Source organism: Pseudomonas typographi (genome assembly GCF_014694385.1).
GTDB lineage: Bacteria > Pseudomonadota > Gammaproteobacteria > Pseudomonadales > Pseudomonadaceae > Aquipseudomonas > Aquipseudomonas typographi.
Window position 1 is genome coordinate 1 of sequence record NZ_JAAOCA010000074.1, and the last position, 6,089, is coordinate 6,089.

11 protein-coding genes are annotated in these 6,089 nt (G+C 59.8%); all 11 read left to right on the forward strand.

Annotated features, from left to right (window positions below; genetic code table 11):
• Positions 1-554 precede the first annotated feature (554 nt).
• The 11 genes from HAQ05_RS27440 (at position 555) to HAQ05_RS27490 (ending at position 6,067) form a co-directional block, all read left to right on the forward strand.
• On the forward strand, positions 555-1,076 hold the full coding sequence (locus HAQ05_RS27440; RefSeq protein ID WP_190427427.1) for a hypothetical protein: 522 nt from the start codon (positions 555-557) through the stop codon (positions 1,074-1,076).
• Positions 1,057-1,692 carry a lambda exonuclease family protein gene (locus HAQ05_RS27445; RefSeq protein ID WP_190427429.1) on the forward strand — a complete coding sequence of 212 codons (636 nt, stop codon included), beginning with the start codon at positions 1,057-1,059 and terminating at the stop codon, positions 1,690-1,692. The genes HAQ05_RS27440 and HAQ05_RS27445 overlap by 20 nt, the downstream gene beginning before the upstream one ends.
• Positions 1,693-1,904: 212 nt before the next feature.
• Positions 1,905-2,216 (forward strand): HNH endonuclease signature motif containing protein, encoded by a 312-nt coding sequence (locus HAQ05_RS29580; RefSeq protein WP_190427432.1) that lies wholly within the window; start codon positions 1,905-1,907, stop codon positions 2,214-2,216.
• Positions 2,200-2,709: a single-stranded DNA-binding protein gene (locus tag HAQ05_RS27455; protein ID WP_190427436.1), complete on the forward strand. Its 510-nt coding sequence runs from the start codon at positions 2,200-2,202 to the stop codon at positions 2,707-2,709. Before HAQ05_RS29580 ends, HAQ05_RS27455 begins: the two co-directional genes overlap by 17 nt.
• 217 nt (positions 2,710-2,926) lie before the next feature.
• On the forward strand, positions 2,927-3,175 hold the full coding sequence (locus HAQ05_RS27460; protein ID WP_190427439.1) for a hypothetical protein: 249 nt from the start codon (positions 2,927-2,929) through the stop codon (positions 3,173-3,175).
• A gap of 78 nt (positions 3,176-3,253) precedes the next feature.
• The gene (locus HAQ05_RS27465; RefSeq protein ID WP_190427442.1) at positions 3,254-3,562 is read left to right on the forward strand and encodes a hypothetical protein; all 309 of its coding nucleotides are present in this window, start codon (positions 3,254-3,256) and stop codon (positions 3,560-3,562) included.
• Between the two features lie 5 nt (positions 3,563-3,567).
• Positions 3,568-3,954 (forward strand): hypothetical protein, encoded by a 387-nt coding sequence (locus HAQ05_RS27470; protein ID WP_190427445.1) that lies wholly within the window; start codon positions 3,568-3,570, stop codon positions 3,952-3,954.
• 59 nt (positions 3,955-4,013) lie between these two features.
• Positions 4,014-5,012, forward strand: a complete 999-nt coding sequence (locus HAQ05_RS27475; protein ID WP_190427448.1) for a DNA cytosine methyltransferase — start codon at positions 4,014-4,016, stop codon at positions 5,010-5,012.
• Between the two features lie 10 nt (positions 5,013-5,022).
• The gene (locus HAQ05_RS27480; protein WP_190427451.1) at positions 5,023-5,217 is read left to right on the forward strand and encodes a hypothetical protein; all 195 of its coding nucleotides are present in this window, start codon (positions 5,023-5,025) and stop codon (positions 5,215-5,217) included.
• Positions 5,214-5,924 (forward strand): hypothetical protein, encoded by a 711-nt coding sequence (locus HAQ05_RS27485; protein WP_190427454.1) that lies wholly within the window; start codon positions 5,214-5,216, stop codon positions 5,922-5,924. Before HAQ05_RS27480 ends, HAQ05_RS27485 begins: the two co-directional genes overlap by 4 nt.
• On the forward strand, positions 5,921-6,067 hold the full coding sequence (locus HAQ05_RS27490) for a hypothetical protein (protein ID WP_190427460.1): 147 nt from the start codon (positions 5,921-5,923) through the stop codon (positions 6,065-6,067). The genes HAQ05_RS27485 and HAQ05_RS27490 overlap by 4 nt, the downstream gene beginning before the upstream one ends.
• Positions 6,068-6,089: the final 22 nt, after the last annotated feature.

Here is a 6,089-nt window from a genome sequence, read left to right on the forward strand (position 1 = left end):
CGGCAAGACAAAGGCATCCGCCGTGCGGCTGGCCAAACGCTGCGGGTTCACCGGCCAACCCGCACGGTACAGCTGGGTTGCCCCGGGTATCTGGTTGCTGCGTTATACGGCGCCAGAGGCCGGTGAGAGCGGCTCCCGATAAGCGGCTCTGCCCTCGCCCTTCTCGCTTTCACCATCTGGATGTTGGCCAGCGCTTACGCCGGCAGCATTACTCAGTAACCACCCCTTCGATTTGATCGCAGCGCCCCGGGACACGGATGGCGCGGGAGTACACGCATGTTCGAAAACTTATCGGCCTGCCCGTTTTGTGGCGGCATCCCGTTCACGGATTCGTGGGATAGAGGCATCACTATTGGCTGTGAACCATGCGGGTACCGCCGGCCGTTTCCGGGACTTCTGCAAACGACAGAGAGCCCTTCACCTATCACCGAGTACGCCAATGGTGATGGATCTAGGCGAAGCGTGGCCTTGACGGATGTGAAGGAGTGGTATCACGCCGACGCTTACAAAAAGGCAGAGGCAGCCTGGAATGCTCGCTCAGGAGGAGTTCTGTCATGAGCAACGAATCCAAAACTCACTTCAAGAAGGCTTTCAACAGCCCCTACTTGAGCAGCGCCGATATCGTCGGGCACATGACCTTCACCGTCGCCCGCGTTGTGCTTGAGCAGGACAAGACGAAGAAGACCAAGGATCTGTTCAACACGGCCTACTTCGTCGAGCGAGAGATTCGCCCAGGTGAAAAGCTCAAGCCGATGATCCTCAACGTCACCAACAGCAAGACGATGAAAGCACTGACCAACTCCCCGTTCATCGAGGACTGGCAGGGCGTGAAGATCACTGTGTACGTGGATTCGAATGTGAAATTCGGTCGCGAAGTGATGGAAGGGTTGCGCATCAGTCCGAAGGCGCCTGTCGTTGCATGGCTGACTCCAGACAATTCAAAGGGCTGGAACAACGCCAAGGTGGCATTCCGCCGCGACGGAAACCTCGATGCAGTGCTGGCGCGCGTATCGATGACTGAAGAACACCAGCAGCAGCTGATGCAGGAGTGCGCCAATGAATCGGCAGTGGCATGACATCGAGCAAAACACCGAGGCATGGCAGGCGCTGCGCACCGGCAAGGCGACCGCGTCGAACTTCGCCTGCTTCATGGCGAACGACGGCAAGTCATTTGGCGATCCGGCCAAGCGCTACGCCCTGCAAATCGCACTGGAACGCATCACTGGTCGCAAGGCCGAATTCGGGTTCAAGAACGCAGAAATGGAGCGAGGCCACGAACAGGAGCCAATCGCCAGGATGCTTTACGAGGATGAGAGATTCGTCGAGGTCACGAACGGCGGATTCTTTGACCTCGGGGAGTACGGCGATTCTCCTGATGGGCTCGTAGGCAATGACGGCGTGTTGGAAATCAAGTCAGTCATTGCAGGCGTGCATTACGACACGCTCCGCAGGGGCTCATTCGACCCCGCATATCGCTGGCAACTCGTAGGTCACCTCGACTGCACCGGGCGCGACTGGGTGGACTTCGTCAGCTACTGCTCAGACTTCCCGGAATCTGGACAACTCATCGTATACCGGCAGGATCGCGACGACTTCAAGGACGAACTGAAGCGTTTGGAAGATCGACGCGCCCTGTTCCTTGAGTTGATCAACGACACCATGAAGGCAATCAATGAGGCGGTGGCAGCATGAGAGTCAGCAGTGATAGGCCCTCGAAAATTTGTAAGGCTTGCGGCTCCGACTTCAACAGGCACCCGAAGGACTCTGCGACTCAGTGGCAATCGCGGATCTATTGCTCCATCAGCTGTCGCAACAAGTCGACAGAGCCGACACCTATACACCTTAGGTTCTGGGGTCATGTCGTAAAGGGCGCTCCGGACGAATGCTGGAATTGGCAAGGCGGTATGGATGGGCACAACTACGGAACCTTGAGCGCCGGCAGCGGGCGATCCCCTCTAAAGGCTCACAGGGTTTCCTATGAGCTGGCGAATGGCCCGATCCCGGTCGGGCTTGTAGTAAGGCATAAGTGCGATAACCCGCAGTGCGTTAATCCGGCACATCTTGAAATTGGCACGCAAAAGGATAACGCCAGAGACATGGTTGAACGCGGTCGCTACAACTCTAAATCACTCCTAAACCTGCGCCCTGGAAAGACGAAAGTACGCGGTGCCGGACCTTTATCCAATCAGGAACTTCAACATGGCACGCGGAGTTAACAAGGCAATAATCGTGGGGACTTGTGGCGAAGACCCTACCGTCAGGTACCTGCCCAACGGCAACGCGGTCACCAACCTGAGCCTGGCCACCAGCGAGCAATGGACCGACAAGCAGAGTGGCCAGAAGGTGGAAAAAACCGAATGGCACCGTGTATCGCTGTTCGGAAAGGTCGCAGAGATCGCCGGCGAGTACGTGACCAAAGGCAGCCAGATCTACATCGAGGGCAAGCTACAGACCCGCGAATGGGAGAAGGACGGCATCAAGCGCTACACCACCGAGATCATCGTGGACATGCAGGGCCGCATGCAATTGCTCGGCGGCAAGCCACAAGATAGCCAGCAGCGGCAGGCGCACCCACAGGCCAGCGCTGCACGACAGCCAGCGCCACGTCCCCAGCAGTCTCGCCCGCAACCAAACCAGCAAGCCGCGCCGCCAGACAGCTTCGACGACGACATTCCCTTCATTCGCCTGCATCACCTCGCCGGAGTGTAGCGATGGCTCACCCCATGGCCTATTACAACGGTCGCGCAGCCAGGCGCCAAAACACATCGAAGCTGGCCTGCCCGTTCACACCAGTTACTTACCTTGGAAGCTGGTGGCTGGCCGGCTGGAACGACATGGATATCGAACTTGAAACGCAAACCCGCGCAGCGCCGCCTGCGCCAGATACAGGCCCAATTGCCGCCTAGCGGTTTGGAGGGGGTGGTTTATGGCGATGAGCCCAGCAGAACGAAAACGTGCCCAGCGCGAGCGGGAGAAGCTGACAGAGCAAGAGAGGAAGGCTCGCTTGCTGTCACGCCGCATTGTCACGGAGCTTTATCACAATGATGACGCCGCGCTGAGGCGAGTCATGGCCCGGACCGGAATCGAGGAAGAGCAGGATTTGATTTCCCGCCTCATTCGCGGCGCCGACCGGATGCCAGACGCAGAGCTTGCGGATCGTATTCGCATAGCGTGACACCTTGCCGTGACTACGGCGTATCCCTCACCCATCGCCACCCCGCCTAGGCAGGCGGGCGGCTGTTTGGAGAAAGCCATGAGCATCCCCGTTAACGCCCTCAAGGGTGATGAGTTGTTGCATTACGCCTCGCTCGACCAGGGCGCTGCGAATGAGCTGGCCCGCCAGATTGCCGAGAGCGACTTCGACCCCATTGGGGATATCGAAGAACTCGAGGAAGAGCTCGACGACCTGAAAAACGCTCTGGAAGAGAGCGAGTCACAGGTCCACGAAATGGAGTGTGAAATGGAAGAGGCGCGTCACTGGATACGACGCGCCATGGGCGATGAGGAACGAGACCTTTCCGTGAACGAGCTGCTTCAGAAAGCGCTCGACTGTCTGGAGTAACCGCCATGAGCACATTTGCCGTGTTCGGCATGACCCTCGACGTAGCGATAGCCGAGGCGAGAAAAGCGACCCCAAATACAAAGCCTAACCCTATACCGCGCGAGCCACCGATTCAATTGACTCAGGCTGAGTGGGCAGCCGCCGTTGATGAGCAGGCAGCCGCAATCATGGCCAGCCGCAAGGTTCGCCAGCTTAGCCAGACATTTGACGCCCCCCAGTACGCCGAGCAGTTCATCGAAATGGCCGCAAAGGCGGGTAGTTGCCGGGATCTGCGTGTAAGGGCCCGCTGCAAGCTTACGGATGCAGAAGGCAAGCCGCTCATCGACGCAAAGACCAAAGTGCAAAAGGTAGGCTGGGTGAATTATTCGCCGTCTGCCCGCAAGGTCGCCTAACCCCCCCCCTCTCACCCAAACAACGCCAGCCCGGCAGGCCCAGGGCTGTTGGAGCGTTTATGCCCGCGTATTACAGCGAGTTCGACCCCTACGCGGCGCAATGGCTACGCAACCTGATTGCCGCCGGCCATATCGCGCCTGGCGACGTTGATGAACGCTCGATCGAGGATGTTCACCCTGATGACCTCCGTCCTTACACGCAATGCCACTTCTTCGCCGGTATCGGCGTTTGGTCCCATGCCCTTCGTCGCGCCGGCTGGGCAGATGATCGACCTGTTTGGACCGGTTCCTGTCCTTGCCAACCTTTCTCCTCGGCAGGCGAAGGAGCTGGGTTTGATGACCCACGCCACCTCTGGCCCCATTTTGCCTGGCTCATCCGCGAGCGCCGCCCTCCAGTCGTCTTTGGAGAACAGGTTGCGAGCAAAGACGCAGACCCTTGGGTCGACCTTGTACAAGCTGACGTGGAAACGATGGAATATGCCTTCGGGGCTGTCGCGTTTCCGTCTGCGGGCGTCGGTGCTCCGCACATCCGCGACCGGACTTACTGGGTGGCCGACGCCAACCGCGATGGACGCCAACCGCGGGGCGAAGGATGCCCGACCCTGGGATACGGGCCGGCCGTTGAACCAGATCGCGGCATTAGCCGGCTGGGTAACCCCCACAGCGCGGGACCACAAGGGCGATCGCGACGAGCCCAGAGCGAAGGGTCAGCAGCTCCCCTACCTGGGTTCGCTGGCAGGCTGGCCAACTCCTCGGGCAGCGGACGGAGAGAAGAACGTCCGGACGCTGGAGGGCTCTCTGTCGGAGATGCAGCGAAAGGGCTCACCCCAGGATCTGTGCATGGCGAGCTGCTTGAGCACGCCGGCCCGGTTAACGGCCTCTGGCGAGAGGCTGACTGGCTCTTCTGCCGGGATGGAAAGTGGCGGCCAGTTGAACCCGGCACATTCCCGCTGGCTCATGGCACTACCTCCCGAGTGGGACGCCTGCGCGCCTACGGAAACGCCCTCAATGCTGAGGCGGCGACGCAATTCATAGCCGCCTATCTCGAATCAATCTGAGCACCAGCCCATGACCCAACTCATCGAAGCGGAAGTCCGCCGCCACGTCGCCGGCCATATCTACGGCGTCGTGCGCTGGCCCAGCCTATCGCAGGCCCTCACCGCCGAAGAAGCCCGCAACCTTTCCGACAACCTCCGCACCCTGGCCATCGACATCGAGCGCGGCCAGATCGGTGTTCGTACTTACCCGGAGCAGAGCGCATGAACCCAGTGAAGGAACGCCCGATCCTGTTCTCGGCGCCGATGGTGCGCGCCATTCTGGAAGGTCGGAAGACGGTAACCAGGAGAGTAACGAAGGTCCAGCCACGCTCGAAAGCCGACATCGGAAGTTACGGCTTGGGCCAGCCTTTCATTCGCAACCCCGACGTCACCCGTTCCAACCCTGAGTGTCCCTACGGCCGCCCCGGCGACCGGCTGTGGGTGCGAGAGACTTGGGAAGATGTACACCCAGCGCAGGTTACGGATGGTCGATACTCGCAAGCAGGGCGAGCTGGTATTCCAGGGCCGCCAAGCGTGACGTACCAAACCATCTACCGCGCCGATGGCCCATACCCTAAAGTCTTCTACACCCATCAGCATCCTTATCGTTCGTTAGAACCGGATAGTGACCACGGCTTCAAAGGTCCGGCAGACAACGGGTATACCGGATGGACGCCATCCACCCACATGCCGCGCTGGGCCAGCCGCATCCTGCTGGAGATCACCGACGTGCGCGTGGAACGCCTGCAGGACATCAGCGAAGAGCAGGCAGAGGCTGAAGGTGTTGGCTTTCTGCGAGCGGCGCCCGACTTCGACGAGACGCTGACCGCGAAACAACTTTTCGAAATCCTGTGGGATCACATCAACGGCGAAGGCGCATGGACGGTCAACCCATGGGTATGGGTTGTTGAGTTCAAGCGGGTGACGCCATGACCAAAGTCATCAAAGGCCCCTACCGCCGATTCGGTTTCTGGTTCGTGGACGTGCGCCGCAAGGGTTCCTTGTCCCACGAAATGTTCAGCACAGAGCAGCAGGCGCGCGAGGCTATTCGGCGCTGGGCTAAGGAGGCGGCATGACCTATCTCGTCTACTTCCCGCC

Bases quoted from the DNA above. Each gene is read 5' to 3' on its own strand.
- HAQ05_RS27490 (WP_190427460.1), top strand. From the start codon at position 5,921: ATGACCAAAGTCATCAAAGGCCCCTACCGCCGATTCGGTTTCTGGTTC.
- HAQ05_RS27465 (WP_190427442.1), top strand. From the start codon at position 3,254: ATGAGCATCCCCGTTAACGCCCTCAAGGGTGATGAGTTGTTGCATTAC.
- HAQ05_RS27460 (WP_190427439.1), top strand. From the start codon at position 2,927: ATGGCGATGAGCCCAGCAGAACGAAAACGTGCCCAGCGCGAGCGGGAG.
- HAQ05_RS27445 (WP_190427429.1), top strand. From the start codon at position 1,057: ATGAATCGGCAGTGGCATGACATCGAGCAAAACACCGAGGCATGGCAG.
- HAQ05_RS27475 (WP_190427448.1), top strand. From the start codon at position 4,014: ATGCCCGCGTATTACAGCGAGTTCGACCCCTACGCGGCGCAATGGCTA.
- HAQ05_RS29580 (WP_190427432.1), top strand. From the start codon at position 1,905: ATGGATGGGCACAACTACGGAACCTTGAGCGCCGGCAGCGGGCGATCC.
- HAQ05_RS27480 (WP_190427451.1), top strand. From the start codon at position 5,023: ATGACCCAACTCATCGAAGCGGAAGTCCGCCGCCACGTCGCCGGCCAT.
- HAQ05_RS27485 (WP_190427454.1), top strand. From the start codon at position 5,214: ATGAACCCAGTGAAGGAACGCCCGATCCTGTTCTCGGCGCCGATGGTG.
- HAQ05_RS27455 (WP_190427436.1), top strand. From the start codon at position 2,200: ATGGCACGCGGAGTTAACAAGGCAATAATCGTGGGGACTTGTGGCGAA.
- HAQ05_RS27470 (WP_190427445.1), top strand. From the start codon at position 3,568: ATGAGCACATTTGCCGTGTTCGGCATGACCCTCGACGTAGCGATAGCC.
- HAQ05_RS27440 (WP_190427427.1), top strand. From the start codon at position 555: ATGAGCAACGAATCCAAAACTCACTTCAAGAAGGCTTTCAACAGCCCC.